Genomic DNA, 26,816 nt, shown 5'->3' with positions numbered 1-26,816 from the left:
GCCGGATCAGTCGAGGATCATCACCGCGTCAACCTCGAACGCCGCAGCCTTCGGCAGGCCCGACACTTCGATGGTGGAACGGGCCGGGAACGGCGCCTGGAAGTATTCCTGCATCACTGCGTTGACCTTGGCGAACTCACCCAGGTCGGTCAGGTACAGGCCCAGGCGCACGATCTTGTCCAGCGAACCACCGGCTTCTTCGGCCACGGCCTTGAGGTTGTCGAACGCACGACGGGCCTGGTCGGCCACATCGCCGGCGACGATTTCGCCGGTGGCCGGGTCCAGCGGAATCTGGCCGGAGAAATACACGGTGTTGCCGGCGCGCACGGCCTGCGAGTACGGGCCGATGGCGGCCGGGGCGTTGGCGGTGTTGATGATCTGGCGGGACATGGACAAGCTCCACTGGGGGAAAAGGTCGGCCATTGTAACGCCCGCCCAAGGCACCGACTGTCCCCGGATTGCGCCATTCACACACATGGACAAATTTTCACCAGCCCTTCAAAAGCCGTGCCCCGCATGGGCCGGCAGGGCTTATCCACAGCTTCTTCGCGTGGTACCGCACATGCCTTGTGGAAAACCCGTCCAGCGCTTCAGCCCGCGGCTGTAGGAGCGGCTTCAGCCGCGAAGCCTGCGGTGTAGCCGCCATCAATCAGTCTGCAATTGCCGTGGTCCCTGAGCCTGGTCGTTCAACCAGCTTCGCGGCTGAAGCCGTTCCTACAACACCCACATTGCTGCTCACCGTGGCAACCCCGGGACTGCCCCTGCCGAGTAGCCGAGTAGGCTGGGATTTCATCCCAGCCTACGCACGGCAGCGCATTTACTGCCGGCGTACGGACTGCACCACCTGCAACCGGCGCAGGCGACGCATCACTTCGGCCAGATGGTTACGGTCGCGGACCTGGATGTTGAAACACAGCACCGCCGCGTTGAAATCGCGGTCCAGGTAATCCACCCGCTCGATGTTGGAATGGCTCTGCGCGATGGCTGCGGCCAACTGCGCCAGCACGCCGGTGCCGTTCTCCACTTCCACCACCAGGGCGGTGTCGTAGTCGCCGACCACGCTGGTGTCCCAGCCAATCGGCACCCAGCGGTCGGGCGTCTTGCGCAGCTCGGCCAGGTTCGGGCAATCCATGCGGTGCACGACGATGCCCTTGCCGGCGGTGTGGTAGCCCATGATGTCGTCGCCGGGGATCGGTTGGCAGCAGTTGGCGAAGCTGACCACGCCACGCTCACTGCCATTGATCAGGATCTTCTCCTGCAGGCGGCTGGACATGTTGCCGCCACGCAGTTCGGCATGTGCCATCAGCGCCTGTGCGGCCTGGGTCGGCATCCAGTTGCCCAGCGCGACATCGGCCAGGAAGGCCTCCAGGCGCGGATAACGGTGTTCGTTGAGGAAGGCATCCAGGCGCCCCTTGGGCAGGCGCTCGATGGAGCTGTCCATGGCTTCCAGCGCGCGGTCGAGCATGCTGTGGCCCAGCTGCACGGCATCTTCGTGTTCCAGCTGCTTGAGCTGGTGGCGGATGGCGGTGCGGGCCTTGCTGCTGACCACGAATTCCAGCCACTGCGGCTTGGGCGAGGCCGAGCGCGCGGTGATGATCTCCACGCTCTGCCCGCTCACCAGGCGCGTGCGCAGCGGCACCAGCTTCTTGTCCACGCGCGAAGCCACCGCGCGGTTGCCCACGTCGGTATGCACGGCATAGGCAAAATCCAGCGCGGTGGAATTGCGCGGCAATGCCAGGATCTTGCCCTTCGGCGTGAACAGGTACACCTCGTCCGGGAACAGATCGACCTTGACGTTGTCCAGGAATTCCAGCGACGAACCGGCAGTGCGCTGCGAATCAATCAGGTCGACGATCCACGCATGCGCGCGGCTCTGTGCGCTGTTGGGCGTGTCACCGCCGAACTTGTAGGTCCAGTGCGCGGCCACGCCGCGCTCGGCGATCAGGTCCATTTCCTCGGTGCGGATCTGCACTTCGATCGGCGAGCCGTATGGCCCGAACAACACCGTGTGCAGCGACTGGTAACCGTTGGCCTTGGGAATGGCGATGAAGTCACGGAAGCGGCCATCCAGCGGCTTGAACGTGGCATGCACCGCGCCCAGCGCGTGGTAACAGTTGGGCACATTGCGCACGACCAGGCGGAAGCCGAAGACATCCATCACCTGGTCGAAGCTTTTGTTCTCCTCGTGCATCTTGGTGTAGATGCTCCAGGGCGTCTTGATGCGGCTGATCAGGCGGTGCTCCAGCCCCTCGCGCGCCAGGCGCTGCGACAGCTGCACTTCCACCTGCGCCATCGACTCGCGGCGCACCACCGGCTGGCTGCGGATGTGTTTTTCGAGAATGGCGTGGCGCCACGGGTACAGCGCGCGGAAGCCCAGGTTCTGCAGCTCGGACTTGATCAGGTTCATGCCCAGGCGCTGGGCGATGGGCGCGTAGATGTCCAGCGTTTCCAGGGCGATGCGGCGCCGCGCCTCGGCACTTTGCGCGCCCAGCGTGCGCATGTTGTGCAGGCGGTCGGCCAGCTTGATCATGATCACGCGCAGGTCGCGCGACATGGCCAGCAGCATCTTGCGGAAGCTCTCGGCCGCCGCTTCCTGGCGGTCACGGAACTTGAGCTTGTCCAGCTTGGTGACGCCGTCCACCAGCTCGGCCACGGTCTGGCCGAACTCACCGGCCAGTTCCTCGCCGGTCAGCGGTGTGTCTTCGATGGTGTCGTGCAGGATCGCGGCAATCAGCGCTTCCACGTCCAGGCCGAGCTCGGCCAGGATGCGCGCCACGGCGACCGGATGGGTGATGTAGGGCTCGCCGGACTTGCGGGTCTGGCCCGCGTGCGCGGACGCGCCGACTTCCCACGCACGACGCAGCAACGGCAGCTGCTCGGCGGGCAGGTAGCTGGCTGCGCGTTCGAGTTGAAGGACATAGTCAGGTACCGCCCCGCCCGCTGGCGTGGCTACCTGGGCGGAAGGGCCTGGGTTCATGCCGGAAGACTATGCCAGCAGGCGTACTTCGGCAAACCCCACAATGCAGAACAGCCCGCACGGGGCGGGCTGTTCCAATGTTGCAGCGATGCGTTTGATCGAGCCGATCAATCGTCGTTCTTGGACATGTCTTCGTCGGCGACCACTTCGGCGGCGGCCCATTCCAGTGCTTCGCGCTCGATGCGCTCGCGCTCGGCCTTCTCGACTTCCTCGATCAGCTCGTTGTCGATCTTGCGGGCGGCGATTTCACGCAGCGCCAGCACGGTCGGCTTGTCCTCGGTCTCGCTGTTGTCGATCGTCGCCTGGACACCATTGGCCAGCTGACGGGCGCGCTTGGACGCCATCATGACCAGCTCGAAACGGTTGTTAACGACTTCCAGGCAATCTTCTACGGTAATGCGGGCCATGCGGGCTCCCGGCGACCTGCGCGGCCGCTCGAACGAATGAGGGAAAGGGGACGGATTGTAAGGGCCGGACCGGCTCAAGTTCAAGCCGGCACCTGAACAGCCCCTTGTGAATCAATCGCTTGCTTGGCTTTCGGCCTGCAGCAGGGACTCGATCAACTGGGCATGGCGCTGCTGCTGGGGCTCCCGGCGCAGGCGGCTGGCCGCGAAGATCGCGCACATCTCGCCCACGGCGGTGTCGAAATCCTCGTTGACGATGACGTAGTCGAACTCGTCGTAATGCAGCATTTCCTCGCGGGCGGCGGCCAGGCGCTGGGCCATGACCGCCTCGCTGTCCTGCCCACGCTTGCGCATGCGCTCGTCCAGCGCCTGGCGCGAGGGCGGCAGGATGAAGACGCTGACCGCGCCGGCCACCTTCTCCCGCACCTGGCGGGCGCCCTGCCAGTCGATCTCCAGCAGCACGTCCTTGCCCGAGGCCAGTTGCGGCTCGACCGACTGCCGGGCCGTGCCCTTCCAGTCGCCATGCACCAGGGCATGCTCGAAGAAATCGCCGGCGTCGATCATCCGCTCGAACTCGGCGGCGCTGACGAAGTGATAGTGCTTGCCGTTCTCCTCGCCCGGCCGCATGGCCCGCGAGGTGAAGGAAATGGACAGTGAAATATGCGGATCGCGCGCCAGCGTGGCGTTGACGATGCTGCTTTTGCCAGCCCCGGACGGGGCGGCGACGATGTAGAGAGTTCCGCGCATGGAACCGCTGAGCCACTTGAAATGGCAGCGAAGGATATCACGCGACTGGCCCTGGCCTGTTCGTACAGGCATTTGCCGCCTGATTGGGAATGGAGCGGTCAGCAGCACGGCCGGGAGCGGGGCTGGATCTGCAGAATGCAGGTGCCCGAAGGACGGGTGGAGCTGCCTTGCGCTTTGGGAGCTGGAAGCCTCCCCTCACCCCAACCCGTCTCCCACAGGCGGGAGAGGGGCTTGTCACTGCACGCGGCGCGGCGTCTGTATCCGGGCCAGGTACGCGCTTACTCGATGTTCTGCACCTGCTCGCGGATCTGGTCTATCAGCACCTTCAGCTCCACCGAGGCGTTTGAGGTACGGCTGTCCACCGATTTGGAGCCCAGGGTGTTGGACTCGCGGTTGAACTCCTGCAGCAGGAAGTCCAGGCGGCGGCCCACCGGCTCGCGTTGCTTGAGCACCCGGCGGATCTCACCGATGTGGCTGCTCAGGCGATCCAGCTCCTCGTCCACATCCAGCTTCTGCAGCCACATCACCAGCTCCTGCTCGGCCCGGCCCGGATCAACCGGGTGCGGCAGGTCGGCCAGGCGGGCAGCCAGCTTGGCGCGCTGGCCTTCACGGATCAGCGGGATCAGTACACGCACCTCCGCGGCAATGCGCTCGATGCTGTCCACGCGCTCGCTGATGGCGCTGGCCAGCTTGTCGCCTTCACGCTCGCGGGCCTGGACGAAACCGTCGATCACCTCGTCCAGCAGTGCCATGGCTTCGGCCTGCAGCGCAGCCGCGTCGGTGGCTTCGGTGCGCAGCACGCCCGGATACTGCAGCAGCTCGGTGAACTCCACGCGCATGTCCGGGAACCGCGAGTGCAGGCGCTGGGCCAGGGTGCCCAACTGCTCGACCAGCGCCTCGTTGACGTGCAGCGTCGCCGCCGCCTCCGGCACGCGCAGGCGCATCACCAGATCCAGCTTGCCGCGGCTGATGCGCCCGGCCACGCGTTCACGCAGCTGCGGTTCCAGCGCGCGCAGTTCTTCCGGCAACCGTACCCCTACTTCAAGGAAACGGTGGTTGACCGAGCGCATCTCGCAGCCGAGGGTGCCCCAGGGCGTGACACGTTCACCGCCGGCATAGGCAGTCATGCTTCGAATCATGTGGAATTCCGGTGCGTTGCAAAGGGCGAATGGTACCCTAGGCGCCCCCGGACGCTGGCCAATCGACCGCCCGGGCGCCCCCTGCACACCTTCGCAATCCGGACTATCCATGACCTTTTCCCGTCCCAGCGGCCGCCCGGCCGATCAGCTGCGTACCGTCACCATCGAACGCGCCTTCACCCGCCATGCCGAAGGCTCGGTGCTGGTGAGCTTCGGTGACACCCGCGTGCTGTGCACCGCCAGCATCGAGAACCGCGTGCCGGGTTTCCTGCGCGGCAAGGGCGAAGGCTGGGTGACCGCCGAATACGGCATGCTGCCGCGCTCCACCCACACCCGCTCGGACCGTGAAGCAGCGCGTGGCAAGCAGGGCGGCCGCACCCTGGAAATCCAGCGCCTGATTGGCCGCACCCTGCGCGCCTGCATCGACCGCAACGCACTGGGCGAGCGCACCATCACCCTGGACTGCGACGTGCTGCAGGCCGACGGCGGCACCCGCACCGCCGCCATCACCGGCGCTTACGTGGCGCTGGTGGACGCGGTGAACGTGCTGCTCAAGCGGGGTGAGATCAAGCGCAACCCGATCTTCGGCGCGGTCGCGGCGGTGTCGGTGGGTGTGTACAAGGGCGTGCCGGTGCTGGACCTGGATTACGCCGAAGACAGCGATTGCGATACCGACATGAATGTCGTGATGAATGACGGCGGCGGTTTCATCGAGCTGCAGGGCACCGCCGAAGGCCACGCCTTCCGTCGCGATGAACTGGACGCGCTGCTGGTGCTGGCCGAGAAGGGCATCCGTGAACTGTTCGACGCGCAGCAGGCGGCACTGGCCAAGGCATGAGCCGGCACATCGCCCTGGTCACACTGGTGGTGGCTGACTACGACCAAGCCATTGCCTGGTACACGGGCATGCTGGGTTTCCAGCTGCTGGAAGACGTTGACCAGGGCCACAAACGCTGGGTGGTGGTCGGCCCGGCCGACGGCAGCGCCGCCGCCCTGCTGCTGGCACGCGCCAGTGACGAAGAACAACGCAGCCGCATCGGCAACCAGACCGGCGGCCGTGTTGGCTTCTTTCTGCACACCGATGACTTCTGGCGCGACCACGCCGCCATGACCGCACGCGGTGTTGAATTTCTGGAAACCCCACGCGACGAGCCCTACGCCACCGTCGCGGTGTTCCGCGACCTGTACGGCAACACCTGGGATCTGCTGGAGCCCAAACAATGAAACTGGTACTGGCCAGCGGCAACGCCGGCAAACTGAAAGAGCTGCAGGCCATGTTGGCCGACCTGCCCCTGCAGATCGTGCCGCAGGCCGAACTGGGTGTTGGCGATGTGCCCGAAACCGGCCTGACCTTCGTCGAGAACGCGCTGATCAAGGCGCGCCACGCCTGTGAAGTCACCGGCCTGCCGGCACTGGCCGATGACTCCGGCCTGATCGTCGATGCGCTGGACGGCGCACCCGGCCTGTACAGCGCGCGCTACGCCGGCAGCCCCACCAACGATGCCGCCAACAACGCCAAGCTGCTTGATGCGTTGCGTGACGTGCCGGCCGAACGCCGCAGCGCGCGCTTCTACGCGGTGATCGTGCTGCTGCGCCATGCCAACGACCCGCAACCGTTGATCTGCGAAGGCAGCTGGGAAGGCCGCATCATCGACGAACTGCGTGGCAGCAATGGCTTCGGCTACAACCCGGTGTTCCTGGACGAAGAACTGGGCCTGACCGCCGCGCAGATGGAACCGCAGCAGAAGAACGGCCGCAGCCATCGCGCCATCGCCCTGCAGCAGCTGAAGCAGCGCTTGCTCCGGCTCAGGTTCGACTGAGCCGGAAGCTTCGCCCATGCGCGCACGCCACTACCGGACCCAGCCTGGAGTCCTGCGGCTGATGGCCCTGCTGGGCGGCATCGGCGGTGCCATCGCCGGTGCCATGTTCGCCCATGATGGCGACCAGTCCTGGCTGGCCGTGCCGCTGTGGGCACTGGGCAGCGCGCTGGCCTTTTCGCTGGTCTGCGCGCCCATCGCCTGGCAGCGCATGGTGCTGGACGAGCGCGCAGGGTTGCTGCGCTATCACAACATCGGCTCCCTGCACCGCTGGCGGCAGGTGCCGCTCACCGATGTGCTCGAAGTCCGTTACGACAATTTCGCCGACAAGCGAAAGGCCATGGTTTCCGGGCTGTACCTGCACATGCGCAACGGCGTGCAGCCACGGCGCCACCGTTTGATGGACAACGAAGTGGGGCGCTACGCGGGCCCTTCCACGATGTTCGGCGACGTTGCTGCGGCCGTGCGCCGTGCGCAGCCGCGCGCAATGATCGACCCCATCCTGCTGCTGGCCGGGCGCCGCCCGGCCGGCCAGGACTCCACCCCGCTTTCCTGACGCCCATGCCCCACACCCACAGCCACTGCAACCACCTTCCCGGCGAAACCTGTTCGGGCGAGCACGGCCACGACACCGGCCTGCAGCTGGTGCCGCCGCCGCTGTCGCTGTACGTCCACCTGCCCTGGTGCGTGCGCAAATGCCCGTATTGCGATTTCAACTCGCATGCCGGCAAGGGCGAGCTGCCGTTCGATGCCTATATCGACGCGTTGATCCGCGACCTGGACCAGGACCTGCCACTGGTCTGGGGCCGCGTGGTCAGCAGCGTGTTCTTCGGTGGCGGCACGCCCAGCCTGTTCCCGCCCGAGGCAATCGACCGTTTCCTGCAGGAAGCCAGCGCCCGGCTGCGTTTCGCGCCGAACCTGGAAGTGACGCTGGAGACCAACCCCGGCACCGCCGAACACGGCCGCTTCGACCGCTACCGCGCAGCCGGGGTGAACCGCATCAGCTTCGGTATCCAGACCTTCAACGACGACGCGCTCAAGCGGCTGGGCCGCATCCACGACAGTGGCGAGGCCGAGCGCGCGGTGAAGCTGGCACAGGACGCCGGCTACAACAACTTCAACATTGACCTGATGTACGCGCTGCCCGAGCAGACCCTGGCACAGGCCGAGTACGACCTGGAACGCGCCTTCGCGCTCAATCCCACGCACATCTCGCATTACCAGCTGACCCTGGAACCCAACACCGTGTTCTTCGCCCGCCCGCCACGGGGCATCCCCGACGAAGACCACGCCTGGGACATGCAGGAGCATTGCCAGGCGTTGCTTGCACAGGCCGGTTACGGTCACTACGAGGTCAGCGCCTACGCCCGTGACGGCTACCAGTGCGCACACAACCTCAACTACTGGCGCTTTGGCGACTACCTGGGCGTCGGTGCCGGTGCGCACGGCAAGATCAGCTCCGGTGCCGAGCAGCATGTGCTGCGCCGCTGGAAGCACAAACACCCGCAGACGTTCATGGATACCGCCGGCACTGCCGCTTCCATTGGCGGTGATGATGTCATCAGCGCCGAGCGGTTGCCGTTCGAGTACATGCTCAACCTGCTGCGCCTGCACGAAGGTTTCAGCCTGCGCGATTTTGAATCCCGCACCGGCCTGCAGCGCAGCGTGCTGCAAGCGGCGCTGGACACCGCCATCGCCCGCGGCTGGCTTGCCCGCCAGGGCGACCACCTGGTTCCCACCGACCTTGGCCGTCGTTTCACCAATGACGTCGTGGAATTATTCTTGGCGTAAGAGCGCCACCGAAGTGGTGATCGCATCACAAAAATGATAGAACTCGCCCATTAAGGGGGAAGGAATCCAGCATGTCAGGCACCGCACCACGCTCATCCAGCCAGGCACTGGCTCGGGTCGCGGCTACGCCAGCGCCTGCCCGCGTACGCCAACTGCTGGAAAGCACGTTTCTTGTCGCCGACGAAGTGCTGCGCACGCCACTGCAGCTCACTGCCGTCGACTTCGAGCGCGCCCTGTTCAAGCGCGCGGAAATGGCACCCAACAGCCAGACCCAGTCCGACGTCTACGCCCAGTTGCGGCTGCTGCGCGCGTGCGCCGAGCAACTGCCCGACCTCTATCTGGATGCGCTGGCCGGGCAACTGGCAGCCTTCAAGGAGCCGCCCAAGCCCAGCGCCGAAACGCATGCGGCCACGTTCAAGTCGATGACGCTGGTGGAAGACACCGACATCGATCGCGACATCGTGCTGCACGAGATGGCACGGCGCGAATCCTTCCGTGTCACCAATCCCCTGCTGCTGCTGGGGCAACGCTTTGCCGTGCTGGCCGCGCAGCCGGCGTTTGACCCCGAGCGCCTGCCGCTGGGTCCGTACGCGCTGTGCCGCGCCCTGCGCGACTGCGGTGAAGCCATGCAACTGAGCCTGGATGCCCAGTTGGTGCTGTACCAGGTGTTTGACCGCATGGTCATGCCACGGCATGCCGAACTGCTGGATCGGCTGAACATCCTGCTGGACCGCGAAGGTGTCTTGCCCGGGCTGGTATATCGGCCGCATCTGCCCCGCCCCTCCGCGCCACGCGGCGCAGGTGTCGGCGCCTCCGGCGCCCAGCCCGGCGGTGGCGCACCCGCACCTGCCGGTCCCCCGGCACCGCTGACCAGTTGGCAGGGCCAGGCACCCGCCGCCTCCTGGGCCAGCATTTCCAATGAACTGCAGGGGGCTGTCCAACCCGGAACCGCCGCGCACGGCGTTGCGCAGCCCGCGCCGCCAACGGCCAGCGCCGCGGGCCATGCCGCTCCCGCAAACATGGACAGCCTGCATACCTTGCTGGATGCCGCACGGCACGCCCTGGCCCGGAACAACGGGGCGGCAGCAGGCGATGTGATGGGCGCAGCCGCAGGCGCATACACCGCCGCCAGCGCGCCTGCCGCCCAGGGCGCATTGGGCGCGGGCATGGCCACGCCACAGCTGCCCAACCCACCCGCGCATGCAGGCGCCCAGGCGGCCCCTGCCGGCCCCCCGCCAATGCCGGTTTCCAGCCAGGCAGCGATGCATGTGCTGGGCAAACTTCAGGCACCGGCATCCTCGTCCGGCAGCCGCCACAGCATTGCCGACATCCGCGACGCCCTGCTGTCACAGCTCAAGGCCGAACACGGCCCGGCAGCAACCTTGTCGGCGCAGGATGCCGACACGATGGACCTGCTCGGCATGCTGTATTCCCAGCTGCAACGCGAAGTCCGCAGCGAAGGCCCGGCCGCCGACCTGCTGCAGCGCCTGCAGGTGCCATTGGCACGCGCGGCCATCAGCGATCAGGAATTCTTCCTGCGCGACCAGCACCCGGCGCGCGAACTGCTGAACGCGGTGGCCGAATCGGGCGCGGTCTGGCTCAGCGACGACGACAGTGACCCGCTGTTGCTGCTCAAGCTCAAGGACGCCGTCAACAAGGTGGTCACCGACTACCAGGGCGACGAAGCCGTCTTTGTCGAAGCCAACGATCACATCCAGGGCCACCTGCGCGCTGCGGCGCGGCGCGCTGAGATGGCCGAACGCCGGCAGGTGGAAGCCGCGCGCGGCAAGGAACGTCTGGAAGCGGCCAAGCAGCTGGCCAACCACACCATCGACAACCTGTGCCAGAGCACCGAGCCACCCAAGTTCGTGCAGACCCTGCTGCGCAACGCGTGGGCCGACGTACTCACCCTCACCCTGCTGCGCCAGGGCGAAGGTTCCAGCGAATGGCAACAGCGCGAACAAGCCACCCGACGCATCAGCGAAATCACCACCCAGGCCCCGGGTGGCGCGGCCGATACCGCTTTCGGTGAGGAAATCGAGCAGGCGCTGCTGCAGGTGGGCTACCACCAGGACGAAGCCGCCGCCATCTCGCGGCGGCTTTCCACGCCCGGCGGCGACGACGCAATCACCTCGCGTACCGAACTGGCCGCCAAGCTCAAGGCGCGCGCGCGCCTGGGCCAGGCCGGTGAACCGGACGAGCAGGAGGAGCGGCGCAGGAAAGCCCCGTCCCCGCGCAGCGAGGCCGAAGAAGCCTTCCACCGCCAGTTGCGCACGCTGCCGTTCGGCACGTGGTTTGAATTCACCGTCAACCAGCAGGGCGACAACCGGCGCCAGCGCCTGTCCTGGTACAGCCTGATCACCGACAACGCTCTGTTCGTGAACCAGCGCGGCCAGAAGGTCTCCGAGCATTCACTGGACGCCCTGTCGCGGCTGATGGCCAAGGGCCAGCTGCGCATCGTCACCGAGGACCGTGGACGGCTGATCGACCGTGCCTGGCAGGCAACCGTGCGTGCGCTGCGCTCGATCGCCGGCCAATCCTCCAGCACCGGGGAGTCCGCATGATCACCAATACGCGCCGCGCACCACGCATGCAGGTACCGGAAATGGTGCCGGTACGTGACCAGATGACCGGCACCCAGATCGGCCGGCTCGGCAACATTTCCGAAACCGGCATGTTGCTGATCGCCTCCGTGGCCCTGCAGGAAGACGCGCTGTACCAACTCCAGTTCCCCATCGCCGACGGCCGTGGCGGGCAACTGTTGATTGATGTCGGCGCCCACCTGCTATGGAGCGAACCCACCCACGCGCAGGACCAGTCATGGGCCGGGTTCCGCTTTCTCACCCTGGAAAAGAGCCAGCGCGATCAGCTGCAGCGCTGGATCGAGGACCGCCTTCCGCCAGCCTGAGTGCCGAAAACGGCACAGCGGCAACACCGCGATTGCGGCAAAATCAACGGCTCCGCATCACGCACCTGCAAGCGAGCCATGGCGATGAACCAGCAAGATCCCGGCACCCTGTATTCCCAGCACCTGGGCGTGCTTACCCAGCGCGCCGATACGGCGCTGGCACGCGCCGGTTTCGACCACCTAGTCATTCCCAGCGGCACCCAGCACTACCAGGTGTTCGACGACCGCGACTACCCGTACGCGGTCAACCCGCAGTTCAAGGCCTGGCTGCCGCTGACCAAACTGCCTTACAGCTGGCTGATCCACACCCCCGGCAAACGCCCGACGCTGGTGTTCTACCAGCCGTTCGACTACTGGCATGTCGTGCCCGATGCTCCCAGCGGCTGGTGGGTGGAGCATTTCGACATCCACATCATCCGCAAGCCGGAAGACGCCCTGCCGCTGCTGCCCAGGGACCCGAGCCGCTGCGCCATCCTGGGCGAAGCGCAGAGCGCGCTGGGCGGCTTCGTGCCGAACAATCCTGATGCGGTCATCCATTACCTGGATTGGCACCGCGGCTACAAGACGCCGTATGAAATCGCCTTGATGCGCCAGGCGCAGGTACACGCCGTGCGCGGCCACCGCGCCGCCGAAGCCGCGTTCCGCGCCGGCGCCAGCGAGTTCGACATCCACATGGCGTACTGCAGCGCCGTGGGCCAGGACGCCAATGAACTGCCATACGGCAACATCATCGGCCTCAACGAACACGCTGCCGTGCTGCATTACACCGACCTGGGCAAGCAGGCGCCGCAGCCGCTGCGCAGCTTCCTGATTGACGCCGGCGCCTCGGCATACGGCTACGCCAGCGACATCACCCGCACCTACGCCAGCACTGGCCACGAGGAGTTCCAGGCGCTGATTGACGCGGTGGACACCGCGCAGCTCACGATGTGCCAGGCCGTGCGCGCGGGCTTTGATTACAAGCAACTGCATGTCGATGCGCATCTGTCGCTGATGGGCATCCTCAAGGACTTCGGGGTGATCAACGTCTCACCGGAAGCAGCCTTGGCCACCGGCGTCAGCGCGGCGTTCTTCCCGCACGGCATCGGCCACCTGATCGGCGCGCAGGTGCACGATGTGGCGGGCTTTGCCGCAGGCGAGCACGGCGGCCGCATCGAGCGCCCGGCCGGCCACCCCTACCTGCGCATGACCCGCGTACTGGAGCCGGGCATGGTGGTAACCATCGAACCGGGCGTGTACTTCATCGACATGCTGCTGGACGAAGTGAAGAAGGCCGGCAACGCCGCCAGCGTGAACTGGGACCGCGTGGATTTCTTCCGCCCTTACGGCGGCGTCCGCATCGAGGACGAGGTGCTGTGCACCGACGGCGAGGCCGACAACCTGACCCGCCCGGTGTTCGCCGCGCAGGCCTGATGCAGGGGCGACCTCAGTTGCCCTGTGATTGAACCCCGGGCGCGCAACGCGCCCGGGATGAGCGTTACGGCAGATGTATCAGCGGCCGTTTTCGCTATCGCACAAACCCTTCACCCCGTCCTCCCCAAAAGAAGCAGAACCAATCGAGCTTTGGTTTTAGTTTTAGCTTTGGCTTTGGCTTTGGCTTTGGCTGTAGCTGTAGCTTTGGCCGTTTCCCTCCCTTACGCGCAGCGTAGGGGAGGGCCAGGGAGGGGTGCCGTTGCTTTGCACTTGCACTTGCCGTTGCTCCGATCTTTTGACGTACAGGCCCCTTACGCAGCGGAGTGAACCTGTAGCGCGCAGCGCGGAAGGGGCCCGGTAGATCAAGAGCTTTGGAGCAACGGCAACTGCAACTGCGGAAGCAACGGCCGGAGCAGCTGCACCCCTCCCATACCCTCCCCTACGCTTTGCGTAAGGGAGGGCAAGTACGAAGGCAAGTGCAAAGGCAACTGCAAAGGCAACTGCTACAGCCGGGCCGCCTGCACCTCAGCGCCGGGCCATGAACGCCTCGATCTCGTCAGCACTGCGCTCCAGCGCGCCGGTCAGTACGCGATGCCCGCTTTCGGTGATCAGCACATCGTCTTCGATGCGGATGCCGATGCCGCGCCAGCGCACATCCACGCTGCGATCCTCCGGCGAGATGTACAGCCCCGGCTCGATGGTGAACACCATGCCCGGTTCCAGCAGCCGTGATTCACCGGCCACGCGGTAATCACCAACGTCATGCACGTCCAGGCCCAGCCAGTGCCCGGTCTTGTGCCGGTAGAAGCGCTGGTAATGACGCTCGATGATGTTTTCTTCCAGGTCGCCCTTCAGCAGACCCAGCTTCAACAGACCTTCGGTCAGCACTTCCACCGCGGCCAGGTGCCCTTCTTCGTAAGCAATGCCCGGCTGGGCCTGTTCCAGCGCGGCTTCCTGCGCGGCCAGTACCAGGTCATGCAGCGCGCGCTGCTCCGGCGTGAAGCGGCCATTGACCGGGAACGTGCGGGTGATGTCGCTGGCATAGCCCAGGTATTCGGCGCCGGCATCGATCAACACCAGCTCACCGTCGCGGCTGACGCTGCGGTTGTCGCGGTAATGCAGCACACAGCCGTTGGCGCCGGCACCGACAATGCTATTGTAGGCCGGGCAGGCGTTGTGCAGGCGGAACTCGCGCTCAAGCTCGGCCTGCAGCTCGTACTCGTGGATACCCGCGCGGGCAGCGCGCATCGCTGCGCGGTGCGCACGCACGCTGATGTCGGCAGCGGCCTGCATCAGCGCGATTTCATCGTCCGACTTGTACAGCCGCTGCTCGTGCAGCAGGTGCCCCAGCTCCAGGAATTCATGCGGCGGCTGCGCGCCATGGCGCACCTGTGAGCGCACACGGTTCACCCAGCCAATCAGCTTGAGGTCGAAATCCGCATCGCGCCCGAAGTGGTAATAGACGCGCGAACGCCCTTCCAGCAGCCCGGGCAGGATTTCATCCAGATCCTCGATGGGATAGGCATCGTCCATGCCGTAACGCGACACCGCCCCGTCCTGGCCTTCGCGCGGGCCGTCCCAGGCTTCGCGGTCGGGGTCGCGCTCGCGGCAGAACAGGATCGCCTCGCCGTGACGCCGGCCCGGAATCAGCACCAGCACCGCTTCCGGTTCCTGGAAGCCACTCAAGTACCAGAAATCGGAATCCTGCCGGTAAGGATGGAAGGTGTCGTGGCTGCGCACGCGCTCCGGCGCGGCCGGCAATACCAGGATGGCGTCATCGCCGGCCGCTTCCATCAGCTGCCGGCGGCGGCGCGCGTATTCGGCGGGGGTGATCCCGGAAAGGCGCTTCATGCGGTTCCTCAGTTGAGGCTCTGGCGGTGGCGCGAGCCCATCACGCAGTCGCCATGCAGCAGCAGGGCCGCGACACGGACGAACTCTTCGATCTCGGCCAGTGCATCTTCATCTTCATCGGCGCTGTCGAACTGATCGCTGGACGCCTGGGCCAAGCGCGCCAGGTCCTGCAGCGCCTCTTCACCCTCTTCACTCAAGGTCGGGCGTTTGCCCGAAGCCAGGCCAAAGCCACCGAGGAAGGCACGGCACCACTCGAACAAGGCGTCGGTACGCGCCTGCAGCGGTGCCGACGCATCGGCCAACACCAGTTCAAAGGCGAAATCGCGGTCTTCCAGCTGCGCCACGGTGGCCACGCGCAGCCGGTCCAATGCACTGCCCGGTTCCGGGGCCTGCATGCTGTCGTCGGCCAGCACCTTGGCCGGCCAGGCCTGCAGGTCGGCACCACCGCCGGCCAGCCAACCAGTCAGGCCACCGTGGAGTTCGGCCGGAGAAGCACCCAATCCCAGCGACTGGCTGGCCTGGGCAATGTCGTTGATGACAGGAAGTTCGCTCATGTGACGGTTCTGTAAAACGGGAAAGGTCGCAGCCGCGGGCGGCCTGGCGACGGCCCCACAGTGTAGCAATCGGACTGTGTCATCCACCTTGACCACCCCTCCCCGCCATGCCTATCGTGCCGACCATGGATGCCTTCGACCCTGCCGGCCAGCTGCTCGCCCTCGTTTCCCGTCTTGAGCTGCTGCTCGAGCGCAACCAGCGGCTGGTCGAGGAGAACCGGAGCCTGCGCCAGCAGCAGGAACACCTGATGAATGAACGCTCGCAACTGCTGGCCAAGAACGAACAGGCCCGGTCGCGGGTGGAAGCGATGATCACCCGCCTCAAATCGTTGGAGCAGCACACGTGAGCAACAACGAACCTGTCAGCGTCCGCATCCTGGACCGCGAATACACGGTCGGCGTCGAGTCCACCGAGCGCGACAGCCTCAACGCGGCCGCGCGCATGCTCGATGCCAAGATGCGCGAGATCCGCGGCAGCAACCGCATGGCCGCGGTGGATCGCGTGGCGGTGCTGGCCGCGCTCAACCTGGCCCATGAACTGCAGCAGGTGCGGGACGAACAGGCCGCGCAGCAACGGCGCTTTCAGTCGGCGTTGAACGAACTCAACCAACGCCTGGATATCGCCATCGACAACGCGCGTTGATCCAGCTGAGCGGCTCAGGCAAGTGAATTGGACGCGCGCCTGAAAAAGCTGCCCACGCCGGCACAACCGGCTATACTTGGCCCGCGTTCTCTGCTGTGAACGACGGCGTGTGCAAACATTCGCCTTGTCCCTTAATGACGACCACGGGGGCGCGACGGAGCCGGGTGTGCAAGTCCGCCTTGTAGCGGGAAGCCCGATGGCCCCCCAGCGTTCCCACTTGAACCCCGGGTTCAAGGTCGTTTCGCACGCATCGTCACCGCGGAGAATGCAATATTCCAGAACGGCGCCCAACGGGCGCCGTTCTTTTTTGTCTTCGTCCTGCTGGAAACGCCGCGGAATGGGGATCCTGAGTAGTGCCGACCCATGGTCGGCAGAAGCAATACAGGTAAAGCCAATGCCTACCATGGGTCGGCACTACAGAGGCGCGCTCTTCGCTCACACGGCTTGGCTCCGCGAGTGCTTCGCACTTACCCTCACCTCATACCCTCACCTCAACCCCTCTCCCGCGTGCGGGACAGGGGCTTCCAGTCTCGACCTCTGCTGATGACCGACCACCGCCAACACCTTCGCCAGCAACTGCGCCAACGCCGCCGCGACATTCCCGCCGCCGATCGCATCGCTGCCGCCGAAACCCTGGCTGCGCATCTGCTTGCCCTGCCCTTCGCCGACATCAGCGGCCATGTGGCCGGTTACTGGGCGATGGACGGGGAGATCGCCCTGCACCGCTGGCAGATGCAGTTGCCATCGCAGCAGGTCTATTGCCTGCCGGTATTGCACGGCAAGCTGCTGCGCTTCGCGCCGTGGCGGCCGGGCCAATCGCTGGTCAGCAATCGCTACGGCATTCCCGAGCCGGATGTGGACCCGGCGCAGGCCCTGCGGCCGGAAGAAATGGCACTGGTGGTGGCCCCGCTGGTCGGCTTTGACCCGATGGGGCGGCGGCTGGGCATGGGGGGCGGCTGGTATGATCGCAGCTTCGCATTCCGGCAGCGCCAGGCCGCGCCGCCGTGGCTGGTAGGGGTAGGTTTCTCCGCCCAGCAGGTGCCGTCATTGCCGGTCGAGGACTGGGATGTGGCGGTGGATGCCATCTGTACCGAGCAGGCCACTCTCTACCCGGAACCGTTGAACGCATGACCGCCCGCAAGCGCTATTGGCTGATGAAGTCCGAACCGGACGCCTTTTCCATCGACGACCTGCAGCGCGTAGGCACCGAACCGTGGAACGGCGTGCGCAACTACCAGGCGCGCAATTTCATGCGCGACGGCATGAAGGTCGGCGACGGCATCCTGTTCTACCACTCAAATACCAAGGTGCCGGGCATCGTCGGCGTGGCCACGGTGGCCAGCGAAGCCTATCCCGATGACACCCAGTTCGACCCGACGTCAGATTACTTCGACCCCAAGAGCACGCGCGAGCAGCCGCGCTGGATGCTGGTGGACGTGGGTTTCGAGCGCAAACTGGCGCAGGTGATCGCGCTGGATGAAATCAAGCAGCATGCCGAAGCACTGGGCGAAGGGTTTCCGCTGACCGCCAAGGGCAACCGGCTGTCGGTGTTCCCAGTCACCGCCGCGCAGTGGAAGTTGTTGCTGGCGCTGGAAAAGCGGTGATTGGGGAGTCGGGATTGGGGATTCGATAAGAGCGCTGCACAGCAGCCCATGCGAATCTCGAATCTGCCCTCCCGACCCCAGCAACCCGAATGCGCGCCGCAATCCGCCTTTGCGAATCACCAATCCCGAATCCCCAATCACCAAGCCAAAAAAACCATGTCTGAAGCCAAGCGCCTGGCCGCCGAAAAAGCCATCGAATACGTCGAAAAGGGAATGATTGTCGGTGTCGGCACCGGCTCCACCGTTGCCTATTTCATCGAGGCTCTGGCCCGCATCAAGGACCAGATTGAAGGTGCGGTCTCCAGCTCGGACCAGAGCACCGCGCTGCTCAAGGGCCATGGCATCGAGGTGATGGACCTGAACCACGCCGGCACGCTGTCGCTGTACGTGGATGGCGCCGATGAGTGCGACGGCAACAAGAACCTGATCAAGGGCGGCGGTGCCGCGCTGACCCGCGAGAAGATCATCGCCGAGGCCAGCAAGAAGTTCGTGTGCATCGTCGACCCCAGCAAGCAGGTCAAGGTGCTGGGCAAGTTCCCGCTGCCGGTGGAAGTGATCCCGATGGCGCGCAGCCTGGTCGCCCGGGAAATCCTGGCGCTGACCGGCGGCCAGCCGGTGTGGCGCGACGGTGTGGTCACCGACAACGGCAACGTCATCCTGGACATCCACAACCTGGCCATCACCGACCCGGTGAAGCTGGAGCAACAGCTCAACCAGATTCCCGGCGTGGTCTGCGTGGGCCTGTTCGCGCGCCGCCCGGCGGATGTGGTGATTGTCGGCGGCGAACCGCTGCAGGTGCTGTAACCGCAGCGGCTCGTTGCTTCTTGCTTTCTGCTTCTTGCTTCTTGCTTCTTGCTTTTCCCTTCTCCCGCTCGCGGGAGAAGGTGCCCAACGGGCGGATGAGGGGGAGCTTTTGACTTCTGCCCGTTCTGCCTGAGGGCCTCCCCTTGAAACCAGGTCCCCGCCATGTCCAAGACTTTTCTGCGCGCACTCCTTGCCCTGTCCCTGCTCGCCCTGGCCGGTTGCGCCAGCGCTGATGGCAGGCATTGGGTGGAACTGGCCGGTAGCCGCTATCAGGTGGAACTGGCCCAGGACGACGAAACCCGCGCCCGCGGTCTGATGTTCCGCGAGCAGATGGACGCCGACCACGGCATGTTGTTCATCCACGACCGCCAGGAGCCGCAGGCGTACTGGATGAAGAACACCAAGCTGGCGCTGGACATCCTGTACTTCGATACCGAGCGCCGCCTGGTCAGCCAACAACGCGACGTGCCGCCGTGCTCGGCCGGCGACAGGTGCCCGCCCTACCCCAGCTTCAAGCCGGCGCGTTATGTGCTGGAGCTCAATGCCGGCCAGGCAGCCAAACTCAACCTGCAGGATGGCACCGAGCTGGTTTTCGGCCCGGGCATTCCCACGGCTGATTGAACCGGCCGTGCATGCGTTGTTGCGCCGGCCTTGAACCGGCGCTGCTTTGCCCGCAGTCTTGAACCCATGTCCGATACACGCCTCACCCTGCCGCTTTGGGATGAACTGGCCAGCCTGTCCGACGACGCGCTGCCCCTGCTGCCGACCGCGCTGCTGATTGCCCGCGATGAATACCCCGAGCTGGACCCGGCCGCCTACGACCGCACGCTGCAGGCCCATGCCGACCACCTGCGCGTGGAAGTGGAAGCCACCGGCGAATGGCCGCTGAAGATCGCCGCAATCAACCATCACCTGTTCAACGAGCTTGGCTACAGCGGCAACAACGACGAGTACTACGACCCGCGCAACAGCTACCTCAACGAGGTATTCGAGCGCCGCCTGGGCAACCCCATCTCACTGGCGCTGGTGCAGATTGAAGTGGCGCGCCGGCTCGGCCTGCCGCTGGAAGGTATTTCCTTCCCCGGCCATTTCCTGGTGCGGCTGCCGGTGGAAGACGGCGTGCTGATCATGGATCCATTCAACGGCGGCCGGCCGCTGAGCGTGGATGAACTGCGCGAGCGCGCCCGCAGCAACCTGGGCGGCGAAACGCCCGATGACAGCGTGCTGGCGCAGATTCTCGACCCGGCCCCGCATCGCGCGATCCTGATGCGCATGCTGCGCAACCTGTATGGCGTCTACGTCGAACGCGACGAGTGGGACCGCGCCGCGCGCAGTGCCGACCGCATTCTCAAGCTGGCTCCCGACCAGGCCGATGCGGTCCGTGACCGTGGCCTGGCCTACCTGCAGCTTGAACACCTGGCCGGTGCCCGCGCCGATCTGGCCCGCTACCTGAAGATGGATCCCCAGGCCGACGACGCCGGCAGCATCCGCGAGCGCCTGATCGAACTGGGCGGCGAGCGGCCAAGGCTGCATTGAGGTGATTCAGCTTGTGTAGGAGCGGCCTTGGCCGCGAAGCCGTTCCTGCACCCGGAGCCGGTAGAAAACGCAATCCCTACGACGAGATTGCCCGCCATGCCGACGGCTTCATTACGACATCGGATACGAACGGTTGTTCGCCGACTGCGGAGGCAGGGTCGATTTCGCGGCCGAGGCCGCTCCTACGCATGCAGCAACATGCCCTGTGCTTGGCCTCATTCCAGCTCGATCATCTCGAAATCGTCCTTGGTCACGCCGCAGTCCGGGCAGGTCCAGGTGTCGGGCACCTCTTCCCAGCGCGTGCCTGGCGGGATGCCTTCTTCCGGCAAGCCGTCGGCCTCGCGGTAGATGAAACCGCAGACCACGCACATCCAGTTGCGGAAGGTGGAAGCCGAGGCGTCGGACATCGGGGATAATTGCCGGACAAAGAAGTGGCGTTGATTGTCACACTCCCGCCGCCGTACAGGTAGTCATTCATGCCCCATACCCCCAGCGCCCCGCGCGGCGTTTACCTGATCACCCCCGACGAAACCGACAGCGCGCGCCTGCTGAAACGGGTAGAACCGCTGCTGGCCGGCACCACCTGGCTGCAATACCGCAACAAGGCGGTGGACGCAGCAACCCGACTCGCCCAGGCCACGGCATTGCAGGCGCTGTGCGCCAACGCCGGTGTGCCACTGATCGTCAATGACGATGCCGAACTGGCCCATGCCGTGGGCGCTGCCGGCGTACACCTGGGCGAGAACGATGGCGACATCGCCGCCGCCCGCGCGCTGCTCGGCCCACAGGCGATCATCGGTGCCTCCTGCTACGACGAGCTCGCCCTTGCACAGCGCGCGGTTGCCGCTGGCGCCAGCTACGTGGCGTTTGGCGCGTTCCATCCGACCCGCAGCAAGGTCACCACCCGCCGCGCCAGCCCGGAGTTGCTGCGACAAAGCGCCGCACTTGGGGTGCCACGTGTGGCGATTGGTGGATTGACCCCGGACAATAGCCAGCCTGTGGTGGAAGCCGGTGCGGACCTGATCGCGGTGATCAGTGGTGTGTTCAGCGAAGCGGACCCGGTGGCGGCGCTGGCGGCTTATAGCAGTTGCTTCGAGTCTGTCTGACTAGCCAAGCCCGCACCATCTCTGCCATTCCCTTCTCCCGCCTGCGGGAGAAGGTGCCCCGAAAGGGGCGGATGAGGGGGCTTTTGACGTTCGCTTGTTAAAAGCTGCCCCTCACCCCAACCCCTCTCCCGCACGCGGGAGAGGGGCTAATGCAAAGCTAAGCTCTTCGTTGTTGTTGATACCTCAAAGGACTCACGCATGAACCACGCCCAATCCCACGCCCTGTTCACCCGCGCGCAGACGCTGCTGCCCGGCGGCGTCAATTCGCCGGTGCGTGCGTTCAAATCGGTCGGCGGCGAGCCCTTCTTCGTGCAGCGCGCCGACGGTGCCTACCTGCATGACGTGGACGGCAATGCCTACATCGACTACGTCGGCTCTTGGGGCCCGATGATCGTCGGCCACAACCATCCGGCGGTACGCGAAGCGGTGCAGCAGGCCATCGGCAATGGCCTGTCGTTCGGCGCGCCCTGCCCGGCCGAAGTGACCATGGCCGAAACCATCACCCGCCTGGTGCCGTCCTGCGAAATGGTGCGCATGGTCAACTCCGGCACCGAGGCCACGCTGTCGGCCATCCGCCTGGCCCGCGGCGCCACCGGACGCAACAAGATCATCAAGTTTGAAGGCTGCTACCACGGCCACGGCGATTCGTTCCTGGTGAAAGCCGGCAGCGGCATGCTGACCCTGGGCGTGCCGACTTCGCCGGGCGTTCCCGCCGGTTTGAGCGAACTCACCCTTACCCTGCCCTACAACGATTTCGAGGCCGCCACCGAGCTGTTCGAGCAGCAGGGTGCGGACATCGCCGGGCTGATCATCGAGCCGGTGGTGGGCAACGCCAACTGCATCCCGCCGCGCGAGGGCTATCTGCAGCATCTGCGTGCGCTGTGCACGCAGCATGGCGCGCTGTTGATCTTCGACGAAGTGATGACCGGCTTCCGTGTCGCGCTCGGCGGCGCACAGGCGTATTACGGCATCACCCCGGACCTGAGCACCTTCGGCAAGATCATCGGCGGCGGCATGCCGGTGGGCGCCTATGGCGGCCGTCGCGAACTGATGTCGCAGATCGCCCCGGCCGGCCCGATTTACCAGGCCGGTACGCTCAGCGGCAACCCGGTGGCGATGGCCGCCGGCCTGGCGATGCTGGAGCTGATCCAGGAACCCGGTTTCCACGACCGCCTCAACGCTGCCAGCGCGCGCCTGTGCGCCGGCCTGGAAGCTGCCGCCGCCGAAGCCGGCGTGGCCGTGACCACAAACCAGGTCGGCGCGATGTTCGGCCTGTTCTTCACTGATGAAAAGGTGGAAACCTACGCACAGGCCACGGCGTGCGACATCCCCGCGTTCAATCGCTTCTTCCATGCGATGCTGGAGCGCGGCGTGTTCCTGGCGCCCTCGGCGTATGAAGCCGGCTTCCTGTCCAGCGCGCATGACGATGCGGTGATTGATGCCACGCTGGCGGCGGCGCGTGAGGCGTTCAAGGTAGTGGCCGCAGGCTGATCTGCCTGCAGCCATTGCATGGAAAAGGCCGGCTTATGCCGGCCTTTTTTTCGCAAAGAGCTTCCCCTCATCCGCCCCCCGCCTTCGCGGGGGCAGGCTCTTCGGGCACCTTCTCCCGTACACGGGAGAAGGCAGGCAGCTCATGCAGATTGCACTACTGCTTTAGCCCCTCTCCTGCATGCGGGAGAGGGGTTGGGGTGAGGGCAGCTTCCAGCGCAGAGAACTAAATCCGTTCGCTACAGCCCTCAACCAAAGACCAGCTTGCCCTTCATCATTCCCCAGTGGCCCGGGAACGAGCAGAAGAACGTGTAATCACCGCCGCGCGTGAGCTTGCTGGTGGCAAAGCGCACCTGCGTGGTCTGGCCACCGCCGATCATCGGCGTGAAGGCGATCACCCGTGCGTCGTTCTTCGGCAGGTAACTGTCGGCCAACGTGGAGCGCATGCCCGCAGTGGCCACCGGCTGGAAATCCGGGGTGCGCGTCAGCACCCAGTTGTGGCCCATCGCCGTGGCCGGCATGCGGCCGGTGTGCTTGAGTGTGACCTCCACCTGCGTGCAGCTGGCCGCCACATTGATCTGCGGCACTGAAAACTGCATGCGGTCGTTGCCCTCGATGGTCACCGCGCAGGTACGGGCCATGGCCGGGGCCGCGGGCAACAGGACGACAAGGGCCAACAACAGGCTGGAACGCTTCACTTGGAACTCCGCAGATCAGTGGATTGTGCTGATTCTAGGCAATGGCCCGCAGCGGCGTCTGCGACGTGATGTCGCAGGGATGCAGCCATGTCTACCAACACCGATACTTTCTTCCCCTCCGTCGCCCGCCAACCGATGCCCGCACCACACGCCCTGCTGCTCGATTTCGACGGCCTGCTCGCCGACTACGACCATCGCCGCTTTCTGCAGCAGCTGGCCGACGCCGCCGTGTGCACCCCGGCGCAAGTCGATACCGCGCTGCGTAGTGAAGGCCTGGAGCTGGCGCATGCGCGCGGCGAACTGGATGGCCAGCAACTGCTGCACACGCTGAATGACCGGCTGGGCTGCAGCCTGCAGGCCAGCGACTGGCAACGTGCGCGCGCGACGGCAACGGTGCCACGGCGCGATTGTGTGGCGCTGCTGGAGCGCGTCCACCGTGATGTTTCCATCGCCATCCTCACCAACAACGGCGCGCTCACGCTGCCGGTGATCGAGCAGTTGTTGCCCGGGAAAACCGTGCTGGGCAGTGCATCGCTGGGCGTCCGCAAACCCGATCCCGATGCCTATCTCGCCGCCTGCAAGGCATTGGGATGTGAACCGGCGCAGGCGCTGTTCGTCGATCATTTGTTCCGCAACGTGCAGGGCGCACGTACCGCCGGCCTGCAGGCTGACACCGCGTATCACGCGCAGTCATTGCGGCGGCTGTTGCGGCGGTTTCATTTGCTGGCCTGACTGCGTTGCCCCATGCAGAACGGCAATGCCCTCGATGTAGTCCGCTGATTGGGATTACTTCGAGGGCATTGTTGTTTTTGAGTTTGTTTGGGTTGAGCAGTGAAATTGCTGCCCCCTCTCCCCAACCCCTCTCCCGCAAGGGGAGAGGGGCTTTGAAGCTGCAGTTGCAGACGTCGCATCAACTTGCGGTGCATCGAGCCCCTCTCCCCTTGTGGGGTGAAAACGGGGTGATTACGAACCACTGGTTCGTACCCCTTTTGAACGCCCTTGCGCCAGCGCAAGGGCCGGGGCGCGGAGCGGGGGTTGGGGAGAGGGGGAGCTTTGTAGCTCTACCACTTAGCCCCGCGACGCAACGTAAGCGGCAATCGCCTCACGCACGCGCTTCAGACCTTCAGCCAACTCTTCATCGGTAATGTTCAGCGCCGGTACGAAACGCAGCACGCTGGTGCCAGCCTGCAGGATCAGCACCTGCTTCTCGGCAGCCAGGTCCAGCAGCGTACCGATATCGGCCACATAGTCCCGCTTGAGCACCGCACCGATCATCAAGCCCATGCCGCGCACCTGCTCGAACACCCCGAACTCTTCGCCAATGGCTTCCAGCCCGGCTTTCAATGCCACCGACTGGCGCTGCACGTTGGCCTTGATTTCGTCGGAAGCCAGCTTGCGCAGCGCCACGCGTGCCACCGCAGCGGCCAGCGGGTTGCCGCCAAAGGTGCTGCCGTGCGCACCGACATTCATGATGTCGGCCACCTTCGGGCCAGCCAGCATCGCGCCGATCGGGAAGCCGCCGCCCAATGCCTTGGCCAGGGTGACGATGTCCGGCGTGACCCCCCAGTTCCAGTGCGAGAACAGTTCGCCCGTGCGGCCCATGCCGACCTGGATTTCATCCAGCACCATCAATGCGTCGTGCTGGTCGCACAGCTCGCGGACGCGGCGCATGAACTCGGCGCTGGCCGGCATCACGCCGCCCTCGCCCTGCACCGGCTCGAACATCACCGCAGCCACGTCGCCGCCGGCCATCGCTTCCTCAAGCTGGGCCACGTCGTTGAAATCGACATAGCGGAAGCCGCCGGGCAGCGGCTCGTAGCCTTCCTGGTACTTGGGCTGGGCGGTGGCGGTCACCGTGGCCAGAGTGCGGCCGTGGAAGCTGCCGCGGAAGGTGACGATGACGCGCTTCTCCGCGCCACGGCCCTGCGCGCTGGCCCACTTGCGCACCAGCTTGATGGCCACTTCGTTGGCCTCGGCACCGGAGTTGCACAGGAACACGCGCTTGGCGAAGCGCGAGGCGTCCACCAGCTCCTGCGCCAGGTGCAACGGCGGCTCGCTGTAGAACATGTTGCTGGTGTGCCACAGCTTGTCGGCCTGCTCGAACAGCGCGGCCTTCAGGTCCGGGTTGTTGTGGCCCAGGCTGCACACCGCGATGCCAGCGGCCAGGTCGATGAACTCACGCCCCTGCGTATCCCACAACCGGGCCCCCTGGCCGCGCTCCAGCACCAGCTGGCGCGGGCGGTACACCGGCAGGTAGTAGTTGGAAAGGGACAGCAACGGTTCGGCGACAGCGGTCATGGCATTCCGTGAGGGTGGGTGTGAATGGCGCATTGTCCTCCATTCCATCGGCTGCGGCACAATGCCGCCCATGCGACTTTTCTCTGCCCCCCAATTGAACCCGGCCAGCGAAACCGGCTGGCGCCGCCGTTGGTTCGACATCATCCACCGCACCGACACCCCGCCCTCGCGCCGTTTCGACCTGCTGCTGGTCTGGGCCATCCTCGCCAGCGTGCTGGTGGTGATGGTGGACAGCGTGCAGCACATCCATGCGTCCTGGGCGACCGGCTTCTACATCGTGGAGTGGGGTTTCACCCTGCTGTTCACCGCCGAATACCTGCTGCGCCTGCTGGTGGTGCGGCGCCCCCTGCGCTATGCGTTCAGCATCTGGGGCATCATCGACCTGCTGGCCATCCTGCCGTCCTACATTTCCTTCTTCATCCCCGGCACGCAGAGCCTGCTGGTGGTGCGGGTGCTGCGCCTGCTGCGGGTGTTCCGCATCCTCAAGCTGACCCGCTACATCGAGGAAAGCGGCGTATTGATGCAGGCGCTCTGGCGCAGCCGCCGCAAGATCCTGCTGTTCCTGTCGATGGTGATCACCATCGCCATCATCGCCGGCGCCCTGATGTACGTCATCGAAGGCCCGGAGTACGGCTTCAGCAACATTCCCACCAGCATGTACTGGGCCGTGGTGACAATGGCCACGGTGGGCTTTGGTGACATCGTGCCGCACACCACGCTGGGCCGCTTCATCACCTCGGCGCTTATTTTGATCGGCTACAGCATCCTGGCCGTACCCACCGGCATCTATACCGCCGAGCTGGCCGGCAACATGCTGCGCGAAAGCCGCCATGACAACCGCGGCTGCACGGTCTGCGGCCATGAGGGCCACGAAGCCAAGGCGCACTACTGCAACCGTTGCGGGCATGAGCTGCCCGAACACATCGAGCATTGAGGCGTGTTGAGGGAGGGGGCGTAGTGGGGGGGGGCGGGGGGGGCGGGGGGGGGGGGGGAGGGGCCGGGGGGCGGGCGGCGGGGGGGACGCCGCCGCCGCCGGCG

General features: G+C 65.6%; 29 protein-coding genes and 1 other RNA gene. 20 read left to right on the top strand and 10 right to left on the bottom strand.

Annotated elements, in window-relative coordinates; translation table 11 throughout:
• Window positions 1-6 precede the first annotated feature (6 nt).
• The 5 genes from ACVOLO_RS02525 to ACVOLO_RS02505 all read right to left on the bottom strand — a co-directional run bounded on the left by ACVOLO_RS02525 (window position 7) and on the right by ACVOLO_RS02505 (window position 5,267).
• Window positions 7-390 carry a RidA family protein gene (locus tag ACVOLO_RS02525; RefSeq protein WP_481568704.1) on the bottom strand — a complete coding sequence of 128 codons (384 nt, stop codon included), beginning with the start codon at window positions 388-390 and terminating at the stop codon, window positions 7-9.
• 427 nt (window positions 391-817) lie between these two features.
• Window positions 818-2,977, bottom strand: coding sequence for a RelA/SpoT family protein (locus ACVOLO_RS02520; RefSeq protein ID WP_481568703.1), 2,160 nt, complete (start codon window positions 2,975-2,977; stop codon window positions 818-820).
• A gap of 107 nt (window positions 2,978-3,084) precedes the next feature.
• Window positions 3,085-3,384: a DNA-directed RNA polymerase subunit omega gene (gene rpoZ, locus ACVOLO_RS02515; protein WP_481568702.1), complete on the bottom strand. Its 300-nt coding sequence runs from the start codon at window positions 3,382-3,384 to the stop codon at window positions 3,085-3,087.
• 111 nt (window positions 3,385-3,495) lie between these two features.
• Window positions 3,496-4,128 (bottom strand): guanylate kinase, encoded by a 633-nt coding sequence (gene gmk / locus ACVOLO_RS02510; protein ID WP_481568701.1) that lies wholly within the window; start codon window positions 4,126-4,128, stop codon window positions 3,496-3,498.
• A gap of 278 nt (window positions 4,129-4,406) precedes the next feature.
• Complete coding sequence (locus tag ACVOLO_RS02505; protein ID WP_481568700.1) at window positions 4,407-5,267, bottom strand: YicC/YloC family endoribonuclease; 861 nt, start codon at window positions 5,265-5,267, stop codon at window positions 4,407-4,409.
• A 109-nt stretch (window positions 5,268-5,376) separates the two neighbouring features.
• Between ACVOLO_RS02505 and rph the strand changes: the two genes are divergently transcribed.
• The 8 genes from rph (at window position 5,377) to pepQ (ending at window position 13,196) form a co-directional block, all read left to right on the top strand.
• Window positions 5,377-6,105, top strand: a complete 729-nt coding sequence (gene rph, locus ACVOLO_RS02500; protein WP_481568699.1) for a ribonuclease PH — start codon at window positions 5,377-5,379, stop codon at window positions 6,103-6,105.
• On the top strand, window positions 6,102-6,491 hold the full coding sequence (locus ACVOLO_RS02495; RefSeq protein ID WP_481568698.1) for a VOC family protein: 390 nt from the start codon (window positions 6,102-6,104) through the stop codon (window positions 6,489-6,491). The genes rph and ACVOLO_RS02495 overlap by 4 nt, the downstream gene beginning before the upstream one ends.
• On the top strand, window positions 6,488-7,087 hold the full coding sequence (gene rdgB / locus ACVOLO_RS02490; protein WP_481568697.1) for an RdgB/HAM1 family non-canonical purine NTP pyrophosphatase: 600 nt from the start codon (window positions 6,488-6,490) through the stop codon (window positions 7,085-7,087). The genes ACVOLO_RS02495 and rdgB overlap by 4 nt, the downstream gene beginning before the upstream one ends.
• 16 nt (window positions 7,088-7,103) lie before the next feature.
• Window positions 7,104-7,640 carry a hypothetical protein gene (locus tag ACVOLO_RS02485; protein ID WP_481568696.1) on the top strand — a complete coding sequence of 179 codons (537 nt, stop codon included), beginning with the start codon at window positions 7,104-7,106 and terminating at the stop codon, window positions 7,638-7,640.
• A gap of 5 nt (window positions 7,641-7,645) precedes the next feature.
• Complete coding sequence (gene hemW, locus ACVOLO_RS02480) at window positions 7,646-8,875, top strand: radical SAM family heme chaperone HemW (RefSeq protein WP_481568695.1); 1,230 nt, start codon at window positions 7,646-7,648, stop codon at window positions 8,873-8,875.
• A gap of 71 nt (window positions 8,876-8,946) precedes the next feature.
• Window positions 8,947-11,439 carry a DUF1631 family protein gene (locus ACVOLO_RS02475; protein ID WP_481568694.1) on the top strand — a complete coding sequence of 831 codons (2,493 nt, stop codon included), beginning with the start codon at window positions 8,947-8,949 and terminating at the stop codon, window positions 11,437-11,439.
• Window positions 11,436-11,783, top strand: a complete 348-nt coding sequence (locus tag ACVOLO_RS02470) for a PilZ domain-containing protein (protein ID WP_481568693.1) — start codon at window positions 11,436-11,438, stop codon at window positions 11,781-11,783. Before ACVOLO_RS02475 ends, ACVOLO_RS02470 begins: the two co-directional genes overlap by 4 nt.
• A gap of 84 nt (window positions 11,784-11,867) precedes the next feature.
• Complete coding sequence (gene pepQ, locus ACVOLO_RS02465; protein ID WP_481568692.1) at window positions 11,868-13,196, top strand: Xaa-Pro dipeptidase; 1,329 nt, start codon at window positions 11,868-11,870, stop codon at window positions 13,194-13,196.
• A gap of 525 nt (window positions 13,197-13,721) precedes the next feature.
• Here the strand turns inward: pepQ and pepP are convergent.
• Entirely contained in the window at window positions 13,722-15,047 is a 1,326-nt protein-coding gene (gene pepP / locus ACVOLO_RS02460; protein WP_481568691.1) for a Xaa-Pro aminopeptidase, read from the bottom strand.
• An 8-nt stretch (window positions 15,048-15,055) separates the two neighbouring features.
• Entirely contained in the window at window positions 15,056-15,601 is a 546-nt protein-coding gene (locus ACVOLO_RS02455) for a YecA/YgfB family protein (RefSeq protein ID WP_481568690.1), read from the bottom strand.
• A 125-nt stretch (window positions 15,602-15,726) separates the two neighbouring features.
• Here ACVOLO_RS02455 and ACVOLO_RS02450 point away from each other — a divergent pair, with 125 nt between their 5' ends.
• From ACVOLO_RS02450 to ACVOLO_RS02415, 8 genes are all read left to right on the top strand, one after another.
• Window positions 15,727-15,948 carry a TIGR02449 family protein gene (locus ACVOLO_RS02450; RefSeq protein ID WP_481568689.1) on the top strand — a complete coding sequence of 74 codons (222 nt, stop codon included), beginning with the start codon at window positions 15,727-15,729 and terminating at the stop codon, window positions 15,946-15,948.
• Window positions 15,945-16,244, top strand: a complete 300-nt coding sequence (locus ACVOLO_RS02445) for a cell division protein ZapA (RefSeq protein WP_481568688.1) — start codon at window positions 15,945-15,947, stop codon at window positions 16,242-16,244. The genes ACVOLO_RS02450 and ACVOLO_RS02445 overlap by 4 nt, the downstream gene beginning before the upstream one ends.
• An 84-nt stretch (window positions 16,245-16,328) precedes the next feature.
• Window positions 16,329-16,513: non-coding RNA, 6S RNA (gene ssrS / locus ACVOLO_RS02440), on the top strand.
• Window positions 16,514-16,787: 274 nt separating this feature from the next.
• The gene (locus tag ACVOLO_RS02435) at window positions 16,788-17,375 is read left to right on the top strand and encodes a 5-formyltetrahydrofolate cyclo-ligase (protein WP_481568687.1); all 588 of its coding nucleotides are present in this window, start codon (window positions 16,788-16,790) and stop codon (window positions 17,373-17,375) included.
• Complete coding sequence (locus ACVOLO_RS02430; RefSeq protein ID WP_481568686.1) at window positions 17,372-17,848, top strand: EVE domain-containing protein; 477 nt, start codon at window positions 17,372-17,374, stop codon at window positions 17,846-17,848. The genes ACVOLO_RS02435 and ACVOLO_RS02430 overlap by 4 nt, the downstream gene beginning before the upstream one ends.
• Window positions 17,849-18,004: 156 nt before the next feature.
• Window positions 18,005-18,652: a ribose-5-phosphate isomerase RpiA gene (gene rpiA / locus ACVOLO_RS02425; RefSeq protein WP_481568685.1), complete on the top strand. Its 648-nt coding sequence runs from the start codon at window positions 18,005-18,007 to the stop codon at window positions 18,650-18,652.
• A gap of 162 nt (window positions 18,653-18,814) precedes the next feature.
• Complete coding sequence (locus tag ACVOLO_RS02420) at window positions 18,815-19,273, top strand: DUF192 domain-containing protein (protein WP_481568684.1); 459 nt, start codon at window positions 18,815-18,817, stop codon at window positions 19,271-19,273.
• Between the two features lie 66 nt (window positions 19,274-19,339).
• Window positions 19,340-20,188: a SirB1 family protein gene (locus ACVOLO_RS02415; RefSeq protein ID WP_481568683.1), complete on the top strand. Its 849-nt coding sequence runs from the start codon at window positions 19,340-19,342 to the stop codon at window positions 20,186-20,188.
• A gap of 215 nt (window positions 20,189-20,403) precedes the next feature.
• On the opposite strand, the gene ACVOLO_RS02410 is transcribed toward ACVOLO_RS02415, so the two are convergent.
• Window positions 20,404-20,595, bottom strand: a complete 192-nt coding sequence (locus ACVOLO_RS02410) for a rubredoxin (RefSeq protein WP_481568682.1) — start codon at window positions 20,593-20,595, stop codon at window positions 20,404-20,406.
• Between the two features lie 69 nt (window positions 20,596-20,664).
• On the opposite strand from ACVOLO_RS02410, the gene thiE reads away from it, so the two are divergent.
• Together thiE and hemL are read left to right on the top strand one after the other, a co-directional pair.
• Window positions 20,665-21,294, top strand: a complete 630-nt coding sequence (thiE, locus tag ACVOLO_RS02405) for a thiamine phosphate synthase (protein WP_481568681.1) — start codon at window positions 20,665-20,667, stop codon at window positions 21,292-21,294.
• Between the two features lie 198 nt (window positions 21,295-21,492).
• On the top strand, window positions 21,493-22,785 hold the full coding sequence (gene hemL, locus ACVOLO_RS02400) for a glutamate-1-semialdehyde 2,1-aminomutase (RefSeq protein WP_481568680.1): 1,293 nt from the start codon (window positions 21,493-21,495) through the stop codon (window positions 22,783-22,785).
• A 245-nt stretch (window positions 22,786-23,030) separates the two neighbouring features.
• Here the strand turns inward: hemL and azu are convergent, their stop codons facing one another.
• Window positions 23,031-23,423, bottom strand: coding sequence for an azurin (gene azu / locus ACVOLO_RS02395; RefSeq protein ID WP_481568839.1), 393 nt, complete (start codon window positions 23,421-23,423; stop codon window positions 23,031-23,033).
• 144 nt (window positions 23,424-23,567) lie between these two features.
• Between azu and ACVOLO_RS02390 the strand changes: the two genes are divergently transcribed.
• Window positions 23,568-24,212, top strand: a complete 645-nt coding sequence (locus tag ACVOLO_RS02390; protein ID WP_481568679.1) for an HAD-IA family hydrolase — start codon at window positions 23,568-23,570, stop codon at window positions 24,210-24,212.
• Between the two features lie 336 nt (window positions 24,213-24,548).
• Here ACVOLO_RS02390 and ACVOLO_RS02385 read toward each other — a convergent pair whose 3' ends face one another.
• Window positions 24,549-25,778, bottom strand: a complete 1,230-nt coding sequence (locus tag ACVOLO_RS02385; RefSeq protein WP_481568678.1) for an acetylornithine transaminase — start codon at window positions 25,776-25,778, stop codon at window positions 24,549-24,551.
• 70 nt (window positions 25,779-25,848) lie between these two features.
• Between ACVOLO_RS02385 and ACVOLO_RS02380 the strand changes: the two genes are divergently transcribed.
• The gene (locus ACVOLO_RS02380; protein WP_481568677.1) at window positions 25,849-26,712 is read left to right on the top strand and encodes an ion transporter; all 864 of its coding nucleotides are present in this window, start codon (window positions 25,849-25,851) and stop codon (window positions 26,710-26,712) included.
• Window positions 26,713-26,816 lie beyond the last annotated feature (104 nt).

The organism is Stenotrophomonas sp. STEN056 (assembly GCF_056759635.1).
This window is presented reverse-complemented; position numbering and strand designations above follow the sequence as displayed.

Excerpts from the sequence above, each read along its gene's own strand:
- ACVOLO_RS02415 (WP_481568683.1), top strand. The coding sequence starts at position 19,340 with ATGTCCGATACACGCCTCACCCTGCCGCTTTGGGATGAACTGGCCAGC.
- ACVOLO_RS02485 (WP_481568696.1), top strand. The coding sequence starts at position 7,104 with ATGCGCGCACGCCACTACCGGACCCAGCCTGGAGTCCTGCGGCTGATG.
- pepP (WP_481568691.1), bottom strand. The coding sequence starts at position 15,047 with ATGAAGCGCCTTTCCGGGATCACCCCCGCCGAATACGCGCGCCGCCGC.
- azu (WP_481568839.1), bottom strand. The coding sequence starts at position 23,423 with ATGGCCCGTACCTGCGCGGTGACCATCGAGGGCAACGACCGCATGCAG.
- ACVOLO_RS02505 (WP_481568700.1), bottom strand. The coding sequence starts at position 5,267 with ATGATTCGAAGCATGACTGCCTATGCCGGCGGTGAACGTGTCACGCCC.
- rpoZ (WP_481568702.1), bottom strand. The coding sequence starts at position 3,384 with ATGGCCCGCATTACCGTAGAAGATTGCCTGGAAGTCGTTAACAACCGT.
- ACVOLO_RS02520 (WP_481568703.1), bottom strand. The coding sequence starts at position 2,977 with ATGAACCCAGGCCCTTCCGCCCAGGTAGCCACGCCAGCGGGCGGGGCG.
- ACVOLO_RS02495 (WP_481568698.1), top strand. The coding sequence starts at position 6,102 with ATGAGCCGGCACATCGCCCTGGTCACACTGGTGGTGGCTGACTACGAC.
- thiE (WP_481568681.1), top strand. The coding sequence starts at position 20,665 with ATGCCCCATACCCCCAGCGCCCCGCGCGGCGTTTACCTGATCACCCCC.
- rpiA (WP_481568685.1), top strand. The coding sequence starts at position 18,005 with ATGTCTGAAGCCAAGCGCCTGGCCGCCGAAAAAGCCATCGAATACGTC.
- rdgB (WP_481568697.1), top strand. The coding sequence starts at position 6,488 with ATGAAACTGGTACTGGCCAGCGGCAACGCCGGCAAACTGAAAGAGCTG.
- hemL (WP_481568680.1), top strand. The coding sequence starts at position 21,493 with ATGAACCACGCCCAATCCCACGCCCTGTTCACCCGCGCGCAGACGCTG.
- ACVOLO_RS02380 (WP_481568677.1), top strand. The coding sequence starts at position 25,849 with ATGCGACTTTTCTCTGCCCCCCAATTGAACCCGGCCAGCGAAACCGGC.
- ACVOLO_RS02385 (WP_481568678.1), bottom strand. The coding sequence starts at position 25,778 with ATGACCGCTGTCGCCGAACCGTTGCTGTCCCTTTCCAACTACTACCTG.
- ACVOLO_RS02410 (WP_481568682.1), bottom strand. The coding sequence starts at position 20,595 with ATGTCCGACGCCTCGGCTTCCACCTTCCGCAACTGGATGTGCGTGGTC.
- gmk (WP_481568701.1), bottom strand. The coding sequence starts at position 4,128 with ATGCGCGGAACTCTCTACATCGTCGCCGCCCCGTCCGGGGCTGGCAAA.
- rph (WP_481568699.1), top strand. The coding sequence starts at position 5,377 with ATGACCTTTTCCCGTCCCAGCGGCCGCCCGGCCGATCAGCTGCGTACC.
- ACVOLO_RS02390 (WP_481568679.1), top strand. The coding sequence starts at position 23,568 with ATGTCTACCAACACCGATACTTTCTTCCCCTCCGTCGCCCGCCAACCG.
- hemW (WP_481568695.1), top strand. The coding sequence starts at position 7,646 with ATGCCCCACACCCACAGCCACTGCAACCACCTTCCCGGCGAAACCTGT.
- ACVOLO_RS02455 (WP_481568690.1), bottom strand. The coding sequence starts at position 15,601 with ATGAGCGAACTTCCTGTCATCAACGACATTGCCCAGGCCAGCCAGTCG.
- pepQ (WP_481568692.1), top strand. The coding sequence starts at position 11,868 with ATGAACCAGCAAGATCCCGGCACCCTGTATTCCCAGCACCTGGGCGTG.
- ACVOLO_RS02420 (WP_481568684.1), top strand. The coding sequence starts at position 18,815 with ATGTCCAAGACTTTTCTGCGCGCACTCCTTGCCCTGTCCCTGCTCGCC.
- ACVOLO_RS02435 (WP_481568687.1), top strand. The coding sequence starts at position 16,788 with ATGACCGACCACCGCCAACACCTTCGCCAGCAACTGCGCCAACGCCGC.
- ACVOLO_RS02475 (WP_481568694.1), top strand. The coding sequence starts at position 8,947 with ATGTCAGGCACCGCACCACGCTCATCCAGCCAGGCACTGGCTCGGGTC.
- ACVOLO_RS02470 (WP_481568693.1), top strand. The coding sequence starts at position 11,436 with ATGATCACCAATACGCGCCGCGCACCACGCATGCAGGTACCGGAAATG.
- ACVOLO_RS02525 (WP_481568704.1), bottom strand. The coding sequence starts at position 390 with ATGTCCCGCCAGATCATCAACACCGCCAACGCCCCGGCCGCCATCGGC.
- ACVOLO_RS02450 (WP_481568689.1), top strand. The coding sequence starts at position 15,727 with ATGGATGCCTTCGACCCTGCCGGCCAGCTGCTCGCCCTCGTTTCCCGT.
- ACVOLO_RS02430 (WP_481568686.1), top strand. The coding sequence starts at position 17,372 with ATGACCGCCCGCAAGCGCTATTGGCTGATGAAGTCCGAACCGGACGCC.